This is a genomic window from Actinoallomurus oryzae (genome assembly GCF_039541955.1).
Lineage (GTDB): Bacteria > Actinomycetota > Actinomycetes > Streptosporangiales > Streptosporangiaceae > Actinoallomurus > Actinoallomurus oryzae.
This window is the reverse complement of record NZ_BAABHF010000013.1, coordinates 31,762-46,760: the sequence shown is the minus strand read 5'-3', so window position 1 is coordinate 46,760 and position 14,999 is coordinate 31,762. Positions and strand designations below refer to the sequence as shown.

General features: G+C 72.1%; 15 protein-coding genes. 13 read left to right on the top strand and 2 right to left on the bottom strand.

The genetic code is table 11. The annotated features are described in order from the left end of the window. Positions 1–331 precede the first annotated feature (331 nt). Positions 332–1,273: a LysR family transcriptional regulator gene (locus tag ABEA10_RS08600; protein WP_345459797.1), complete on the top strand. Its 942-nt coding sequence runs from the start codon at positions 332–334 to the stop codon at positions 1,271–1,273. Between the two features lie 20 nt (positions 1,274–1,293). On the opposite strand, the gene ABEA10_RS08595 is transcribed toward ABEA10_RS08600, so the two are convergent. Both ABEA10_RS08595 and ABEA10_RS08590 read right to left on the bottom strand, forming a co-directional pair. Beyond that, the gene (locus ABEA10_RS08595; protein WP_345459794.1) at positions 1,294–3,279 is read right to left on the bottom strand and encodes an ABC transporter ATP-binding protein; all 1,986 of its coding nucleotides are present in this window, start codon (positions 3,277–3,279) and stop codon (positions 1,294–1,296) included. After that, positions 3,276–5,009 (bottom strand): ABC transporter ATP-binding protein, encoded by a 1,734-nt coding sequence (locus ABEA10_RS08590; RefSeq protein WP_345459791.1) that lies wholly within the window; start codon positions 5,007–5,009, stop codon positions 3,276–3,278. Before ABEA10_RS08590 ends, ABEA10_RS08595 begins: the two co-directional genes overlap by 4 nt. Positions 5,010–5,322: 313 nt before the next feature. Here ABEA10_RS08590 and ABEA10_RS08585 point away from each other — a divergent pair, with 313 nt between their 5' ends. The 12 genes from ABEA10_RS08585 to ABEA10_RS08530 all read left to right on the top strand — a co-directional run bounded on the left by ABEA10_RS08585 (position 5,323) and on the right by ABEA10_RS08530 (position 14,999). Next, entirely contained in the window at positions 5,323–7,203 is a 1,881-nt protein-coding gene (locus ABEA10_RS08585) for a sensor histidine kinase (RefSeq protein ID WP_345459788.1), read from the top strand. Between the two features lie 294 nt (positions 7,204–7,497). After that, the gene (locus tag ABEA10_RS08580) at positions 7,498–8,268 is read left to right on the top strand and encodes a hypothetical protein (RefSeq protein WP_345459785.1); all 771 of its coding nucleotides are present in this window, start codon (positions 7,498–7,500) and stop codon (positions 8,266–8,268) included. A 91-nt stretch (positions 8,269–8,359) separates the two neighbouring features. Then, the gene (locus ABEA10_RS08575; RefSeq protein ID WP_345459782.1) at positions 8,360–9,619 is read left to right on the top strand and encodes an SRPBCC family protein; all 1,260 of its coding nucleotides are present in this window, start codon (positions 8,360–8,362) and stop codon (positions 9,617–9,619) included. A gap of 35 nt (positions 9,620–9,654) precedes the next feature. Beyond that, positions 9,655–10,080 (top strand): gas vesicle protein GvpJ, encoded by a 426-nt coding sequence (gene gvpJ / locus ABEA10_RS08570; RefSeq protein ID WP_345459779.1) that lies wholly within the window; start codon positions 9,655–9,657, stop codon positions 10,078–10,080. Next, positions 10,077–10,874 carry a GvpL/GvpF family gas vesicle protein gene (locus tag ABEA10_RS08565; RefSeq protein WP_345459776.1) on the top strand — a complete coding sequence of 266 codons (798 nt, stop codon included), beginning with the start codon at positions 10,077–10,079 and terminating at the stop codon, positions 10,872–10,874. Before gvpJ ends, ABEA10_RS08565 begins: the two co-directional genes overlap by 4 nt. A gap of 3 nt (positions 10,875–10,877) precedes the next feature. Further along, the gene (locus ABEA10_RS08560; protein WP_329253796.1) at positions 10,878–11,150 is read left to right on the top strand and encodes a gas vesicle protein GvpG; all 273 of its coding nucleotides are present in this window, start codon (positions 10,878–10,880) and stop codon (positions 11,148–11,150) included. Further along, entirely contained in the window at positions 11,128–11,436 is a 309-nt protein-coding gene (gvpO, locus tag ABEA10_RS08555) for a gas vesicle protein GvpO (protein WP_345459772.1), read from the top strand. Before ABEA10_RS08560 ends, gvpO begins: the two co-directional genes overlap by 23 nt. A gap of 1 nt (position 11,437) precedes the next feature. Further along, complete coding sequence (locus ABEA10_RS51035; RefSeq protein ID WP_425550886.1) at positions 11,438–11,962, top strand: gas vesicle protein; 525 nt, start codon at positions 11,438–11,440, stop codon at positions 11,960–11,962. Then, complete coding sequence (locus ABEA10_RS08545) at positions 11,955–12,737, top strand: GvpL/GvpF family gas vesicle protein (RefSeq protein WP_345459769.1); 783 nt, start codon at positions 11,955–11,957, stop codon at positions 12,735–12,737. Before ABEA10_RS51035 ends, ABEA10_RS08545 begins: the two co-directional genes overlap by 8 nt. Next, entirely contained in the window at positions 12,722–12,997 is a 276-nt protein-coding gene (locus ABEA10_RS08540; RefSeq protein ID WP_345459766.1) for a gas vesicle protein, read from the top strand. The genes ABEA10_RS08545 and ABEA10_RS08540 overlap by 16 nt, the downstream gene beginning before the upstream one ends. Continuing rightward, a complete protein-coding gene (locus tag ABEA10_RS08535; protein ID WP_329253809.1) occupies positions 12,994–13,335 on the top strand; it encodes a gas vesicle protein K in 342 nt (113 codons plus the stop codon). Before ABEA10_RS08540 ends, ABEA10_RS08535 begins: the two co-directional genes overlap by 4 nt. 146 nt (positions 13,336–13,481) lie before the next feature. Further along, complete coding sequence (locus ABEA10_RS08530; RefSeq protein WP_345459759.1) at positions 13,482–14,999, top strand: CYTH and CHAD domain-containing protein; 1,518 nt, start codon at positions 13,482–13,484, stop codon at positions 14,997–14,999.

Here is a 14,999-nt window from a genome sequence, read left to right as displayed (position 1 = left end):
GCGGCCCGTCGAGGGGAGGAAGTGCTCACCGCCGCCACCACGTGCGGCGGAAGACCCTGGCCGGCGAGCGTGGGGGCGCAGGCGCCGGTTGGGGAGATGACCAGGGCCAGGTGATGACGGCGGTGAGCGTGCTCGCGGCGGGCGGGGGAGAACCCGCCGCGCGGACGCCGAACGCATGAGGCGTATCCGGACGCCCAGAGGGTCCGGTGCCGGGGGGACGCGTTCGTGGTCACGGTTCAGGTATAACCCGGCAGATCCAGGGAAGGGGACGAAGTTCACGAAAGTTGAATCGCGGGCCGATACCGGACGGTCGGTCACGTACCGTGAAACCGTGGAACTACGGCAACTGGCGTCGTTCCTGGCGGTCGTCGAGGAGGGGCAGTTCGCCCGCGCCGCCGCCCGGCTGTTCCTGTCGCCGCCCGCGGTGACGGGCCACATCCAGCGGCTCGAACGCGAGTTGGGCGTGCAACTGCTCGAGCGTTCACCGATCGCGCTGACACCGGCGGGCGAGCGGCTCGTGCCCCACGCCCGTACGATGCTCGCCGCGGCGAACGCCGCCACCGACGCCGTCGCGGACCTGCGCACGGACGACGATGTGCCGCTGCGCATCGGCGTAATGGCGCCCGGCTCGGCCGAGCTGACGCCGGTGATCCTGCGGGCCTTCCGCAGGACCCACCCGAACATCCCGCTGACGGTCGAGAACCTCAGCTTCGCCGAGCACACCACCGCACTGACCGAGCACAAGGTCGACCTGGCGTTCGTCCGCCCGCGGCCGGACGACGAGCGCCTCACCGTGGACGTGCTCACCACCGAGCCCCGCGTGCTGATCGTGCCCTCGTCCGGCCCGGGAGGCGACGCGGACGCCCTACGCCTGAGCGACGTGCTCGACCTGGCCTTCGTCAGCCTGCCCCAGGGCGTGCCCCGGGTCTTCACCGACTACCTGTACTTCGCCTCGGCGCGAAACGGCGTTCCGCCGCGCCGAGGCATCGACGAGGCGGCGACCATCCAGGACGTGCTCACCAGCGTCTCCGCCGGGCGGGGGACCGGGGCCGCGCTGCACTCCTTCTCCCGTCTCTACCGCTGGCCCGGCATCAGGTTCGTCCCGGTGGTCGACGCGCCCTGGGCGCAGAGCGTGCTGGCCAGCCGGAGGGACGACATCCGCCCGCAGGTACGGGCCTTCCGGCTGCTGGCCACCACGCTGGCCCACGACCTGGGCCCCCGCCTCGCGTCCGCCTCGGAGGCGGCCAGGGCGTTCCCCCCTCTCGAGCCGTAGCACCCGAACCCGCGGCCGGCTCAGTCCACCTCGGCGACGGCCTGGGCGAACTGCGCCGTGTACAGGCGCGCGTAGGCACCTTCCGCCTTGAGCAACTCGTCGTGGGTGCCCTGCTCGACGATGCTGCCCGACTCCATGACGAGGATCAGGTCCGCGTCGCGGATCGTGGACAGCCGGTGGGCGATGACGAAGCTGGTGCGACCCTCGCGCAGGGAGTTCATCGCGCGCTGGATGAGGACCTCGGTACGCGTGTCGACCGAGCTGGTCGCCTCGTCCAGGATGAGGATCGACGGCCGGGCGAGGAACGCGCGGGCGATGGTGATCAGCTGCTTCTCACCCGTGCTGACGTTGGACCCCTCGTCGTCGATGACCGTGTCGTAGCCGTCCGGCAGCGTACGGACGAACCGGTCGACGTGCGTGGCGCGGGCCGCCTCGACGATCTGCTCGTGGGTCGCGTCCGCCGCCCCGTACGCGATGTTCTCCGCGATGGTGCCGCCGAACAGCCAGGCGTCCTGCAACACCATGCCCGTACGGGCGCGCAGGTCCTCGCGGGTCATCTCGGCGACGTCGACGTCGTCGAGGGTGATCCGGCCGCCGGTGACCTCGTAGAAGCGCATCAGGAGGTTCACCAGTGTGGTCTTGCCGGCACCGGTCGGGCCGACGATCGCGACGGTCTGCCCCGGCTCGACCGTCAGCGACAGGTCCTCGATCAGCGGGATGTCCGGGTCGTAGCTGAACGAGACGTGCTCGAACGCGACCCGACCGCGGACGTCCTGCGGCCGTACCGGCGTCTCCGGGTCCGGCGCCTGCTCGTCGGCGTCCAGCAGCGCGAACACGCGTTCGGCCGAGGCCACCCCCGACTGGAGGAGGTTCGCCATGCTGGCGACCTGCGTGATCGGCTGGGTGAACTGCCGGGAGTACTGGATGAACGCCTGCACCTCGCCCAGCGACAGTGACCCCGAGGCCACCCGCAGCCCGCCGACGACGGCGACGAGCACGTAGTTGAGGTTGCCGATGAACATCATCGCCGGCTGGATCATGCCGGAGATGAACTGGGCGCGGAAGCTGGCGGCGTACAGGGTGTCGTTGTGCCGCTCGAAGGTCTCTCGCGACTCCTTCTGCCGTCCGAAGACCTTGACCAGCGCGTGCCCGGTGAACATCTCCTCGATGTGCCCGTTGAGCCGGCCGGTCGTCGCCCACTGCTTGACGAACTGCGGCTGGGCCTTCTTGCCGATGCGGGCCGCCACGAACACCGACACCGGCACGGTCACGAGCGCGATCAGCGCCAGCAGCGGTGAGATGACGATCATCATGACCAGCACGCCGACGATGGTGAGCAGCGAGGTCAGGATCTGGCTGAGCGTCTGTTGCAGCGTCTGCTGGAGGTTGTCGATGTCGTTGGTGACCCGGCTGAGCACCTCGCCGTGCGGCTGCCGGTCGAAGTAGCCCAGCGGCAGCCGGGCCAGCTTGGTCTCGGTCTCCTGGCGCAGCCGGTACATCGACCGCTGCACGATCGTCGTGGTGAGCCGGCCCTGCAGCAGCCCGAACACCGCGGCGACCACGAAGAGGGCCAGCACGGTCAGTAGCACCGTGCCGACCTTGCCGAAGTCGATGCCGTGGCCCGGGACGAAGTCCATCGAGTTGAGCATGTCGGCGAGGGTGCCGTGGCCGCTCGCACGCAGACTCGCGACCATCTGTGCCTTGGTGACCCCGGCCGGCGCCTGGCGGCCGACCACCCCGGCGAAGATCAGGTCGGTGGCCCGGCCGAGGATGCGCGGGCCGATCACGCTGGTGGTGACGCTGGCGACGGCCAGCAGCAGCGTGGCGACGATCAGCGGCCGCTCGGGCCGCAGCATGCGCAGCAGGCGCCGGCTCGATCCGGCGAAGTCCAGGGACTTCTCGACCGACTGACCGGCCATGAACCTGGCCGGGCCGCGGGCCGTCCCGGGCGCCGGTCCGGGACCGCGGCCCGGAACGGGCCGTTCACCGGAAGAGGGGGAGCTCATGCGGCCTCCTGCTCGGTGAGCTGGGAGAGGACGATCTCCCGATAGGTCTCGTTGGTGTCCATCAGTTCGTGGTGGGTGCCCGTGCCGACGACGCGGCCCTCGTCGAGGACGATGATGCGGTCGGCGTGCCGGATGGTCGAGACGCGCTGGGCGACGATGACGACGGTCGCCTCGGCGGTCTCGGTCGCGAGCGCCGCCCGCAGCGCCGCGTCGGTGGCGTAGTCCAGCGCGGAGAAGGAGTCGTCGAACAGGTAGATCTCGGGCCGGCGCACGAGGGCGCGGGCGATGGCCAGGCGCTGCCGCTGGCCGCCGGAGACGTTCGTGCCGCCCTGGTCGATCTTGGCGTCCAGGCCGCCGTCCATGCGCTCGACGAAGTCGCGGCCCTGCGCGATCTCCAGGGCGCGCCACAGGTCCTCGTCGGTCGCGTCGGGCTTGCCGTACCGGAGGTTGGAGGCGACCGTCCCGGAGAACAGGTACGGCTTCTGCGGCACGATCGCGACCGCCTCCGACAGGACGTCCGGGTCGAGCAGGCGCACGTCGACGCCGTCGACGAGCACCTTGCCGGCGGTGACGTCCATGAGCCGGGGGATCAGGTTGAGCAGCGTGGTCTTGCCGCTGCCCGTCGACCCGATGATCGCGGTGATCTCGCCCGGCCGCGCGACCAGGTCGATCCCGCTCAGCACGGGCTCCTCGGCGCCGGGGTAGCGGAACCCGGCGTCCCGCAGTTCGAGATGGCCGTGCACGGCGAGCGTACGGACCGGCTCGTCCGGCGCGACCACGCTGGGCTCGGTCTCGAGCACCTCCTGGATGCGCTCGGCGCAGACCTCGGCGCGCGGCACCATCATGAACATGAAGGTGGCCATCATCACCGACATCATGATCTGCATGAGGTAGCTCAGGAACGCGGTGAGCGCGCCGATCTCCATCGAGCCGTCGTTGATCAGGTGGCCGCCGAACCACAGCACGGCCACGCTGGAGACGTTGACCACGAGCATCACCGTCGGGAACATGAAGGCCATCAGCCGCCCGGTGCCGAGCGAGACCTCCAGCAGTTCGGCGTTGGAGGTGGCGAACCGCTCCTGCTCGGGCCGGTCCCGCACGAACGCCCGGATCACCCGGACCCCGCTGATCTGCTCGCGGAGGACCCGGTTGATCGTGTCGATGCGCTCCTGCATCAGCCGGAACAGCCGGCGCATCCGGGTGATGATCAGGGCGATCACTACGCCGAGCACCGGCACGCTGACCAGCAGCAGCGATGACAGCTCGACGTCCTGGTAAAGCGCCAGCACGATGCCGCCGATACCCATGATCGGCGCCGACACCATGATCGTGAACGTCATCAGGGCCAGCATCTGGACCTGCTGCACGTCGTTGGTGGTCCGGGTGATCAGGGACGGCGTGCCGAACCGGGCCACCTCGCGCGCGGAGAACTCCTGCACGCGGTTGAAGATCCCCGCCCGTACGTCACGGCCGAGCGCCATCGCCGTGCGGGCGCCGAAGTAGACCGCGCTCGACGAGCAGACGATCTGTACGAGGGCGACGGCGAGCATGATGCCGCCGGTCCGCATGATGTAGCCGGTGTCGCCCTTGACCACGCCGTCGTCGATGATGTCGGCGTTCAGACTCGGCAGGTAGAGGGTCGCCAGGGTCTGCACCAGCTGAAACGCCACGACGAGGGCCAGCGGCTTTCGATACGGGCGCAGATAGGCGCGCAGAAGTCGGATCAGCACACGCAACTCTTCCTGTCGGCCAGGGGAATCCGGGCGAGCGGTCACCGTCTCCGCGGGAGATGGCAGGGGGAGACCGGTAGGAAAAGTACCTCTAACTTAGAGGTGTTTGCGCACGATTTTTCCGGAAGCTGAATCCTGCCCGGTGCCATATCAGCAGGTCGTGCGCCGGCCGTAGGAACCTGGGCCGCTGTCGTAGAACCCTGCCCGACCGGCCGATACGGGAACGCCGTTCTTCACGCAACATGGCGGCGTTGGCCGCTTCGTCGCCGGTGGCCACCTGTGATCGCCTGCCGTTCTGACCAGGAGGAATAGCGTGAGGGTGCCGGCACCGGGCCCACGGTGGAGCGTCGCGCGGCGCACGAGGCCGATCTCTGCGCCGATCCTCATCGGCGGTGCCATGGTGCTGCCGATGATCTGCGCGTTCGCGCTCCTGTTCGCGGCGGTGACCGACCTGCGGGGCGCCGACGCGGCGGCCCGGCGGTCCGCGGCGGTGCTCACCTCCGCCGACCGGCTCGAACGGCTCATGCTCTCCCTCGATGAGGACACGCGCGCCCTGGCGCTCACCGGCGCACCCGGCTTTCGCCACGCCTACGACGCCGACCGGGCCGCCTTCTCCGGAGAGGAGGCGCGCTTCGCGCGTCTCACCGCCGGGAGCGGCCCCGACGAGGCCCGCCGGGCCGGGGAGTTCGTCCGGGCCGAGAACGCCTACCTGCGCGATCAGCTCACCCCGCTGGTGAACGCCGCCCGCCGGGGCGGCGCCGGGGCGCGGACCCTGGCGAGCGACGGCCGGGGGCTGCCGCAGCTCGTGTCGCTGCGGGAGCGGAGCGCGGGCTTCGAGGCCGCCCAGGGGAACGTGGCCGCCGCCTCCGCGCGGCACGCCGCCGACGCGGCACACCGGACCGCGATCCTCGCGTCGGTCGGCGCGGCGGCGGCGCTGCTGCTCGTCTTCTTCGTCGCCTTCCTCCCCAGGGCGGTCATCCGCCCGATCCGGCACGCCGCCGACCTCGCCGGTGCCCTGGCCGACGAGCAGCGCGCGTTGCGGCGCGTCGCGACGCTCGTCGCGTGCGGGGTCTCACCGGCTCAGGTGTTCGCCGCCGTCGCGACCGAGGTCGGGCGTGTCCTGAAGGTGGACTACACGGTGATCATCCGGTTCGAGTCCGACGAGACGGCGCTGGTGGTCGGCCACTGGAGCGACCCGCGCGTGCCCGAGGTCATGCCGCCCCTGGGCGGGCGCTGGCCGATCGAGGAGGGCACCGTCACGGCCGAGACGCGCGGCACTGAACGCCCCGCGCGGATGAAGAACTACGAGCGCGCCACCAGCGCGATCGGCGTCTGGACGCACCAGGCGGGGATCCGCTGTGTGGTGGGCTGCCCGGTGAAGGTCGAGGGGCGCGTCTGGGGCGCGATGCTCATCCTCTCGCTGGATGAGGAGCCGCCGCCGGGGATGGCCGAGGCGCGCATGCGGGACTTCACCGAACTCGTCGGTACCGCGATCGTGAGCGCCCAGGGCCGCAGCGACCTCCTCGCGTCGCGGGCCCGGGTGGTCGCCGCCGCCGACGAGAGCCGTCGCCGCATCGAGCGCGACCTGCACGACGGGGCCCAGCAGCGGCTCGTCACCGTCGCGCTCAGGCTCCGCACGCTCGAGACCGCCGTCGCTCCCGGCCAGGAACGGCTCAGAGAGCAGTTGTCCGGCCTCGTGGACGATCTGTCCGGTGTCCTGGACGACCTCCAGGAGGTCTCGCGCGGCATCGTCCCGCCGATCCTCGGCCGCAGCGGCCTCGGCCCCGCGCTGCGCTCCCTGTCCCGGCGCTCGCCCGTCGGCGTGCGGCTCAACACGGGTTTCACGGGACGCCTGCCCGAACGCGTCGAGGTCGCCGTCTACTACACGGTCGCCGAGGCGCTGACGAACGTCGCCAAACACGCGCGGGCCTCGGAGGTACGGGTCGACCTGATCCTGGAGAACCGGACCGTACGGCTGTCGGTCCACGACGACGGCTGCGGAGGGGCCGACCTCACCCGCGGTTCCGGTCTCGTCGGCCTGAAGGACCGGGTCGAGGCGCTCGGCGGGAGCATCGAGATCATCAGCCCGCCCGGCAGCGGCACCTCCATCCTCGTCGGCATCCCCGTGGAGCCCGCCGATGACGGCGCCGAAGGCCCGGACCGGCCGGTGCCGGATGCGGGCGCGAGGACGTGAAGAGCTCGCAAAGAACAGCTCTGACCTGCTCTAACGGGAATCACCCGGGTAGAGTCGATACAAAAGACACCGCGACCCGCGGTCGGCCGCGTCGCAGGCCCCGGCACCCGGCCCTGGCGATATGGTTCTTGGCCGGCGGACGGCGGTCGTTCCGGGTGGGGGCCCAGGGGCACGCCCGCCGCGAGGCGGCCCTCGTGTTCCCTCCGCGGACTGGAGGCCACGGCCTGGCGGCTTCCGCGCCCGCCACCGCGGCCATGTGTCGCTGATTCCTGGGTCGCGCAGGGGGGAGATGGCATGAAGTGCGGAAGTCAGATCGCCGTCGCCGTCGTCGGGGGTTATGTCCTGGGGCGGAGCCGTAGGACCCGGCTGGCGTTGCTCCTGGCGCTCGCGGCGGCGGGGGGCGGCAAGCTTCCCGTCGGGCCTGAGGACCTGCTGCGCAAGACGCCGCTGGGTGGGCAGATCGACAAGCTCACCGGAGACCTGCGCGGCCAGCTCGTCGACGCCGGCATGTCGGTCGCGAAGAAGGCGGCGAGCAGCCGCATCGACTCGCTGAGCGACCGGCTGCAGGAGCGCGCGGAGACGCTGCGCACGGGCACCCGGAGACGGGGAGAGGCCGCCGAGGAGGGCGAGGAGGCGCCGGAGCGCGCCCGGCCACGGCGCGAGCGCGCCGAGCCCAGCCGTCGCAGGCGCGAGGAACCGGGTCGCCGTGAGCGGGACCGCGAGGAGCCGTCCCGGCGCGGTCGCGTACGCGAGCCGGAGTACGACGAGGATGAGTACGACGAGTACGACCGCGAGGACTACGACCGCGACGAGGACGAGCGCGCGGACGACCGCCGTGGCCCCGAGCGAGGAAGGCGGCGCGGCGACTACGACGAGTACGAGGACGACGACTACGACCGGGACGAGTACGACGAGGAAGAAGAGGACGAGCGCGGAGGCTACGAGCCGGAGCGTCGTCCTCGTCAGGACCGCCGCCCGCCGGCCCGTTCGTCGCGGCCGGAGCCGCGTCGCCGGGCGCCGAGGCGTGAGGACGATCGCCCGAGGAGGGGACGGTCACCTCGCTGACGGCCCTCCGGGGCCGCCGTACCCGTGAGCCGGGGCGTGCGCCGGGGCCCATCTCGCGACCCTGAGCGAACGCCCAGGGGAGGGAGCAGCGATGACCGAGGGGGACCGGATCGGCCGGGAGAGCGCCGACCTGGCCGAGAGCCTGCCCACACAGCGACTCGCCAAGGAGGCCAAGAGCCTCTTGGAGGCATTCGCCGAGCGAGTGTTGTCCTCGGTGGGGGACAAGGTCAGCGACAAGGTCAACGAGCTCAGCCACGGGCTGCTCGCGAAGGTCGGTGACGCGGAGGGCGCCAGTCCGGGGGTCAAGGCCGCGATCTCGGGGCTGACGGCGCTGACCGAGGGCAAGAGCCCGATGCGTGCGGCGCTCGGCGCCGGCGCGACCGGGCTGAAGGAGAAGGTCAAGAAGATCTTCGGCGTCGGCAAGGGCAAGAAGGCCAAGTTCGTCAACATCGTCGAGACGATCGACGTCGGGGTGCCGCTGCGGGTCGCCTACGACCAGTGGACCCAGTACGAGGACTTTCCCTCGTTCATGAAGAAGGTCGAGAGCGCCGAGCGCCCGGAAGACGAGAAGTCGAACTGGAAGGCGCAGGTCTTCTGGTCCCACCGCGCGTGGGAGGCGACGACGCTGGAGCAGGTGCCCGACTCCCACATCATCTGGCGGTCCAAGGGCGCCAAGGGGTACGTCGACGGCGCGGTGTCGTTCTCGGAGCTGGCCCCGAACCTCACCCGCATCTGCCTGGTGATGGAGTACCACCCGCAGGGCCTGTTCGAGCACACCGGGAACCTCTGGCGGGCCCAGGGCCGGCGCGCACGCCTGGAGTTCAAGCACTTCCGCCGCCACGCGATGGTCCACGCGCTGCTCAAGCCCGACGAGCTCGAGGGCTGGCGCGGAGAGATCCGCGAGGGCGAGGTCGTCAAGACCCACGAAGAGGCGCTCGACGAAGAGGAACGGGGCCGCGAGGCGGAGGAAGAGCGGGCGCGCGGCGAGGAGGCTCCCGAAGAAGAGCGCGAAGAGGAAGAAGAGGAGCGCGAAGAGGAGGAGCCCGGCGAAGCCGCCGAACGCGAAGAAGGCGAAGAGGGCGAAGAAGAGCCGGAGGAGCCCGAGGAAGAGCCCGAGGAGCCCGAGGAAGAGCCCGAGGAGCCCGAGGAAGAGCCGGAGGAAGAGCGCGAGGAGCGGCCGGCACGAGGGCCGAGACGCCGGGGCGACGAAGAGGCGGAAGAGGCCCGGCCCCGCCGCCCGGCCCGGCGCCGCCGCCCGGCCGAGGAGTTCGAGGACGAGGACGAGGAGCGGCCGGCGCGGAGCCCGAGGCGCCGTGGGCCCGCGCGCCCTCGCGAGGACGAGACCGAGTGACCGGAAGGAAGCACGGCGAACGGAGGTGACTCCCCATGACGGTCTCCCCGTACGAAGCAGGGTCGGGGCCCGTCCAACGGTCGTCCGGAAGCGCGCTGGTGGATGTGATCGACACGATCCTGGACAAGGGCCTCGTCATCGACGCCTTCGTCCGCGTGTCCCTGGTGGGCATCGAGCTGATCACCATCGACGCCCGCATCGTGGTGGCGAGCGTGGACACCTACCTGCGCTTCGCCGAGGCCACCAACCGCCTCGACCTGTACGAGAAGGGCGGCACGGGCCTGCCCGGGCTCGTCGGCGAGCTGACCGAGAAGGGCACCCACGGCGGCGCCAAGGGCAAGACCAAGGGCATGCTCGACGCCGCGCGGGAGACGGTCGGCGAGGTCCTGGAGGAGCGTGCGGAACGGGCGGAGGAGCGGGATACGCGCCGCCGGGCTCCGCGTAGGGAGCGTGAACGGTGACGACACGGCCGAAGAGCGACGCGCCCGAGCGGGTCCCCGGCGACATGGCCCTGGCCTGCTACGTGTACGGCGTGGTCCACGCGGACGCGCGGTTGCCCGAGGACCTGACCGGGATCGCGGGCGGCAAGGTGTCCCTGGTCCGGCACGGCGACCTGGGGGCCGCGGTGAGCGAGATCTCCCCGGTGCAGGCGCTGGGCACCCGCGACGACCTGCTCGCGCACGAGGCGGTCGTGGAGGCCCTCGCGAACGAGACCACGACGCTGCCGCTGCGGTTCGGCGCGGTGGTCACCACGGCCGACGCCCTGGCCGAGGAGATGCTCGGACCGCACGCGGACTGGTTCCTGGACGTCCTGGACGACCTGAGCGGCGCGCGGGAGTTCGCCGTCTCCGGCGTCTACGTCGAGGACGTCGTCCTCCGGGAGGTCCTGCACGAGGACCCGGAGGCGGCGCGGCTCCGCGAACGCATCCGCGAGTTGCCGGAGGACGCCGCCTACTACGACCGGATCCGCCTGGGCGAGCTGATCGTCAAGGCGCTGGACGACAAGCGCCAGACCGACACCGACGAGCTGATCACCGCGCTGGAGCCGTACGCCACCGCCGTGGCGCCGCGGGCGCCGGCCGGCGAGGACGCCGCCGCCGACGCGGCGTTCCTGGTGACCGACCGGAAGCTGCCGGAGTTCGAGCAGGCCGTGGACCGGCTCGGCGAACGCTGGTCCGGCCGCGTCCGGCTGCGCATGGTCGGTCCGCTCGCGCCGTACGACTTCGTGCCGCCGCCGCCCGGGGAAGAGGCCTGAGACATGGGACTGTTCACCGGCCTGCTGACCCTGCCGCTCGCGCCCGTGCGAAGCGTCGCCTGGCTGGCCGAGCGCATCCTGGAGCAGGCCGAACACCAGCTGTACGACCCGGCGGTGATCCGCCGGAAGATCGCCGAGATCGAGGCGGAGGTGCGGGCCGGCCGGCTGCCGGAGGACGAGGCGGCCGCGCTGGAGAACGAACTGCTGGCCCGGATGATGTCGCGGCAACGCTCCGGAATCCCGGAGGGCGGGAATGGACGACCGCCGGAACGATGAGCCGAGGCGGGCCAGGCGCCGTCCTCCGGCCACCGCGGGGCGCGTCGCGCGGCTGGCCGCCGACCACGTGGCCGAGATGACCGGAAAGGAACCCGAAGGGATCACCTCGCTGGAACAGGCGGAGGACGGCCGGTGGACGGTCGGCGTGGAGGTCGTCGAGACCCACCGGATCCCCGACATGACCGACATTCTCGCCGTGTACGAGGCCGAGCTCGACCCGGAGGGCGAGCTGCTGGCCTACCGGCGCGTCGACCGCTACATCCGGTGTCAGGTGGGGGAGAGATGACGTGACGGATCCGATGGAGCGGGGGCTGACCGGCTACGGCTACGGACGGCAGCCCGCGCCGACGCGTCGCCCGGAGTCGGCGAACCTCGCCGACATCCTGGAGCGGGTGCTCGACAAGGGCATCGTCATCGCCGGCGACATCCAGGTGAACCTGCTCGACATCGAACTGCTGACCATCAAGCTGCGGCTGGTGATCGCCTCGGTCGACCGGGCCAAGGAGATGGGGATCGACTGGTGGGAGCACGATCCCACCCTTTCGTCGGCGGCCCACCGCGAGGAGATCGCGGCGGAGAACCGCCGGCTGCGCGAGCGCCTCGCCGCCCTGGAGGGCGAGGACGAGGAGGAGCGCGCCGAACCGGAACTCGGGCGCCGCGACCGCAGGGCGGTGGACCGCGCGGCCCGCGACGAGGACGAGTACGACGATCACGACCGCGCCTACGACCACGACGACGATTACGAAGAGGAGCCGGAGCCCCGCGGTCGCCGGTCCCCGCGGCGTCCACCGGGGGAGGACGACCGTGGATGAGACCGCGATCTACGTGTACGGCATCGGCCGTGACCTGCCCGCCGAGGCGGTGGCGGGGGTCCGCGGTGTGGCGGGCGCGCCCGTGCGGGCCCTTGAGGCCGAGGGGCTGACCGCGGTGGTGAGCCCGGTGAGCCTGGCCGAGTTCGGCGAGGACGCCCTGCGGCGGAACCTGGAGCATCTGGACTGGCTGGAGGCGACCGCCCGCGCGCACCACGCGGTCGTCGACGCCGTCGCGGAGCGCGGGGTGATCGTCCCGCTCGGGCTGGCCACGGTGTACCGGAACGAGGACCGGGCGCGCGCCGCGCTGCGCGAACGGCGAGAGGAGTTCGCCCGGGCGCTGGCGCGCATCACGGGTCGCACGGAGTGGGGCGTCAAGATCTACGCCGACCTCGCCGAGACCGCGCCCCGGGAGCGGAAGCCGGCTCCGGCGGACGCCCGGCCCGGCACCGCCTACCTGCGGCGGCGCAGCGCCCAACGGCACGACGAGGAGGAGACGCGCCGCGAGATCCTGACGCTGGCCGGTGACGTCGACGACGAGCTGTGCGCGATCGCCGCCACCCGGCGCCTGCACCGGCCGCAGGATCCGCAGCTGTCCGGCGAACGCGGCTGGATGATCCTCAACGCCGCCTACCTCGTCGACGACGAGCGCGCGGAGGACTTCCGTACGGCCGTCGCACGCCTCGCCGGGACGCGCCCGGAGCTGCGGCTCCAGCTCACCGGCCCCTGGGCGCCGTACTCGTTCGCCGCCGAGGAGGAGGCGTGGACCGAGCGCTGAGCGACCTTCCCGACGCGCGTACGCCGGTGCCCGCGCGAGGACAGCGCATCGCCCTGGTCGACCTGCTGGACCGGCTCCTAGCGGGCGGGGTTGTGATCACCGGTGACGTGACCATCTCGATCGCCGACGTCGACCTCGTACGGATCTCGCTGCGGGCGATCATCGCCTCGATCCGGCCGGAGATGGAGCGGGTGGTGGCGGCCGAGCGCTCGGACGAGCCGATCGAGGGCGTCGTGACCTGGGAGGACCCGGGGTCGTGAGTGAGCGGGGCGACGCGTACCGCCCGCGCCACGCGGCCCCCCAGGACGGGCGCGGCCACCGGCTGCCGCACCGCATGGAGACCGATTCCGAGCAGGTACAGCGCGACCTCGTACGTCTCGTGCTGACCGTGGTGGAGCTCGTGCGCCAGCTCATGGAGCGCCAGGCCCTGCGCCGTGTCGACGCCGGCGACCTGCCGGACGACAAGGTCGAGGAGCTCGGCCTCGCGCTCATGCGGCTGGAGGAGGCGATGGAGGAGCTCCGGGAGCGCTTCGGCCTCGACGCCCGCGACCTCAACCTCGACCTCGGACCCCTCGGCCCCCTCCTGCCGCCCGAGTGACCGCGCGGCCGATCCGGCCCGCCCGGTCACTCGGGGACGACGGCGCCTGCCGGGCGCGTCTGCCAGGAAAGTTCACTTTTGAGCCTCTCTGTGCGGGTAAGGCGTTAGTGCCGCCCATGTGCCGACGCCGGATCGAGGGAGAGACCGTGGCACGCCATATCGAGCTGGAGCGCAAGTACGACGCCGAGGCCGATCTCGCACTGCCCGACCTGCGCCAGGTCGGTGGATGCGTGCGGGTCGGACCGCCGCAGACCCACATTCTCCGCGCCTCCTACTTCGACACCGAGGACCTGCGGCTGGCCGCGCGGGGCATCACGCTGCGGCGCCGGGAGGGAGGGGGCGACGAGGGCTGGCACCTGAAGCTGCCGGCCGGCAAGGACACGAAACGCGAGATACGCACCTCGCTCGACGCCGGGGTCCACGCGGTGCCGCCGGAGCTGTCCGAGCTCGTCGCCGCGCACGTCCGAGGCCGCCCCCTCGTGCGCGTCGCGGAACTGGAGACCCACCGCACCGAACGCGACCTGCTGGGCGAGGACGGCACGGTCCTCGCGGAGCTGGCGGACGACACCGTGCACGCCCGCCGCCTGAGCCGGGACGGCCGTGAGGTGGCGCTGCTGAGCTGGCGTGAGCTGGAGGTCGAGGCGGTCGAGGGCTCCCGCGAGGTGGTGGAGCGTATCGGCGGTCGCCTGCGCGAGTCCGGTGCCCGCGAGTCGGCGGCCACGTCCAAGCTGGCGCGGGCGCTGGAGGACGACATCGCCCCCGTCCGGCGGCCCACTGCCACCCGTACCGCCGGCGACGTGCTGCTGACGTACCTGGGCGGACAGGTCGAGCGGCTGCTCGCCTGCGACCCGCAGGTGCGGCTCGCCGAGAGCGACGACGACTCGGTGCACAGGATGCGCGTCGCCGTCCGGCGGATCCGCAGCGTCCTGCGCACCCACCGGCGCATCGTCGGCCCGGCACGGGTGCGGGCGCTGGACGCGGAGCTGCGGTGGCTCGCCGGCGCGCTCGGCGAGGTACGCGACCTGGAGGTGCAGAACGCGCGCTTCCACCGCCGCCTCGCCGAACTGCCCGGCGCCCACCAGGAGCCGGCCTGGCTGCTCGAGATGGCGACCGAGGAGCACCGCGCCCGCGACCGGGTGCGCGAGGCCCTCCTGACCCGGCGCTACTACGACCTGCTCGACGCCCTGGACGCCTTCCTCGCCGACCCGCCGATGAACGCCCGCGCCGGCCGTCCGGCCGCCGAGGAGACGCCCCGGCTGGTGGCCAGGGCGTGGCGGAAGATGATGCGCCGGTACGACCGGGCCGCGCGTCTGCCCGCCGGGCACGACCGCGACGCCGCGCTGCACGGTACGCGCAAGGCGGCCAAGCGCGCCCGGTACACCGCCGAGGCCGCCTCGGCGGCGCTCGGCTCGCCCGCCGCCAAGCTCGCCCGCCGCGCCGAACGGCTCCAGGATCTCCTCGGCGAGCACCACGACGGTGCCGTCGCCGTCGAGCGCCTCGCCGCCACCGTCGGACGGCCGGACACGCCCGCCGCGGACACGTTCGTCGCCGGCCGGCTGACCGAGGTCGAACGCCGGGAGGCGGCACGGGTCCTGGAGGACCTGCCCGCCGCCGCGAAGAAGGCGGCCAAGCGCAAGCCGCTGCGCAAGCTCGGAAAGAAGTAG

Excerpts from the sequence above, each read along its gene's own strand:
- ABEA10_RS08575 (WP_345459782.1), top strand. The coding sequence starts at position 8,360 with ATGACCGAGGGGGACCGGATCGGCCGGGAGAGCGCCGACCTGGCCGAG.
- ABEA10_RS08580 (WP_345459785.1), top strand. The coding sequence starts at position 7,498 with ATGAAGTGCGGAAGTCAGATCGCCGTCGCCGTCGTCGGGGGTTATGTC.
- gvpJ (WP_345459779.1), top strand. The coding sequence starts at position 9,655 with ATGACGGTCTCCCCGTACGAAGCAGGGTCGGGGCCCGTCCAACGGTCG.
- ABEA10_RS08595 (WP_345459794.1), bottom strand. The coding sequence starts at position 3,279 with ATGAGCTCCCCCTCTTCCGGTGAACGGCCCGTTCCGGGCCGCGGTCCC.
- ABEA10_RS08560 (WP_329253796.1), top strand. The coding sequence starts at position 10,878 with ATGGGACTGTTCACCGGCCTGCTGACCCTGCCGCTCGCGCCCGTGCGA.
- gvpO (WP_345459772.1), top strand. The coding sequence starts at position 11,128 with ATGGACGACCGCCGGAACGATGAGCCGAGGCGGGCCAGGCGCCGTCCT.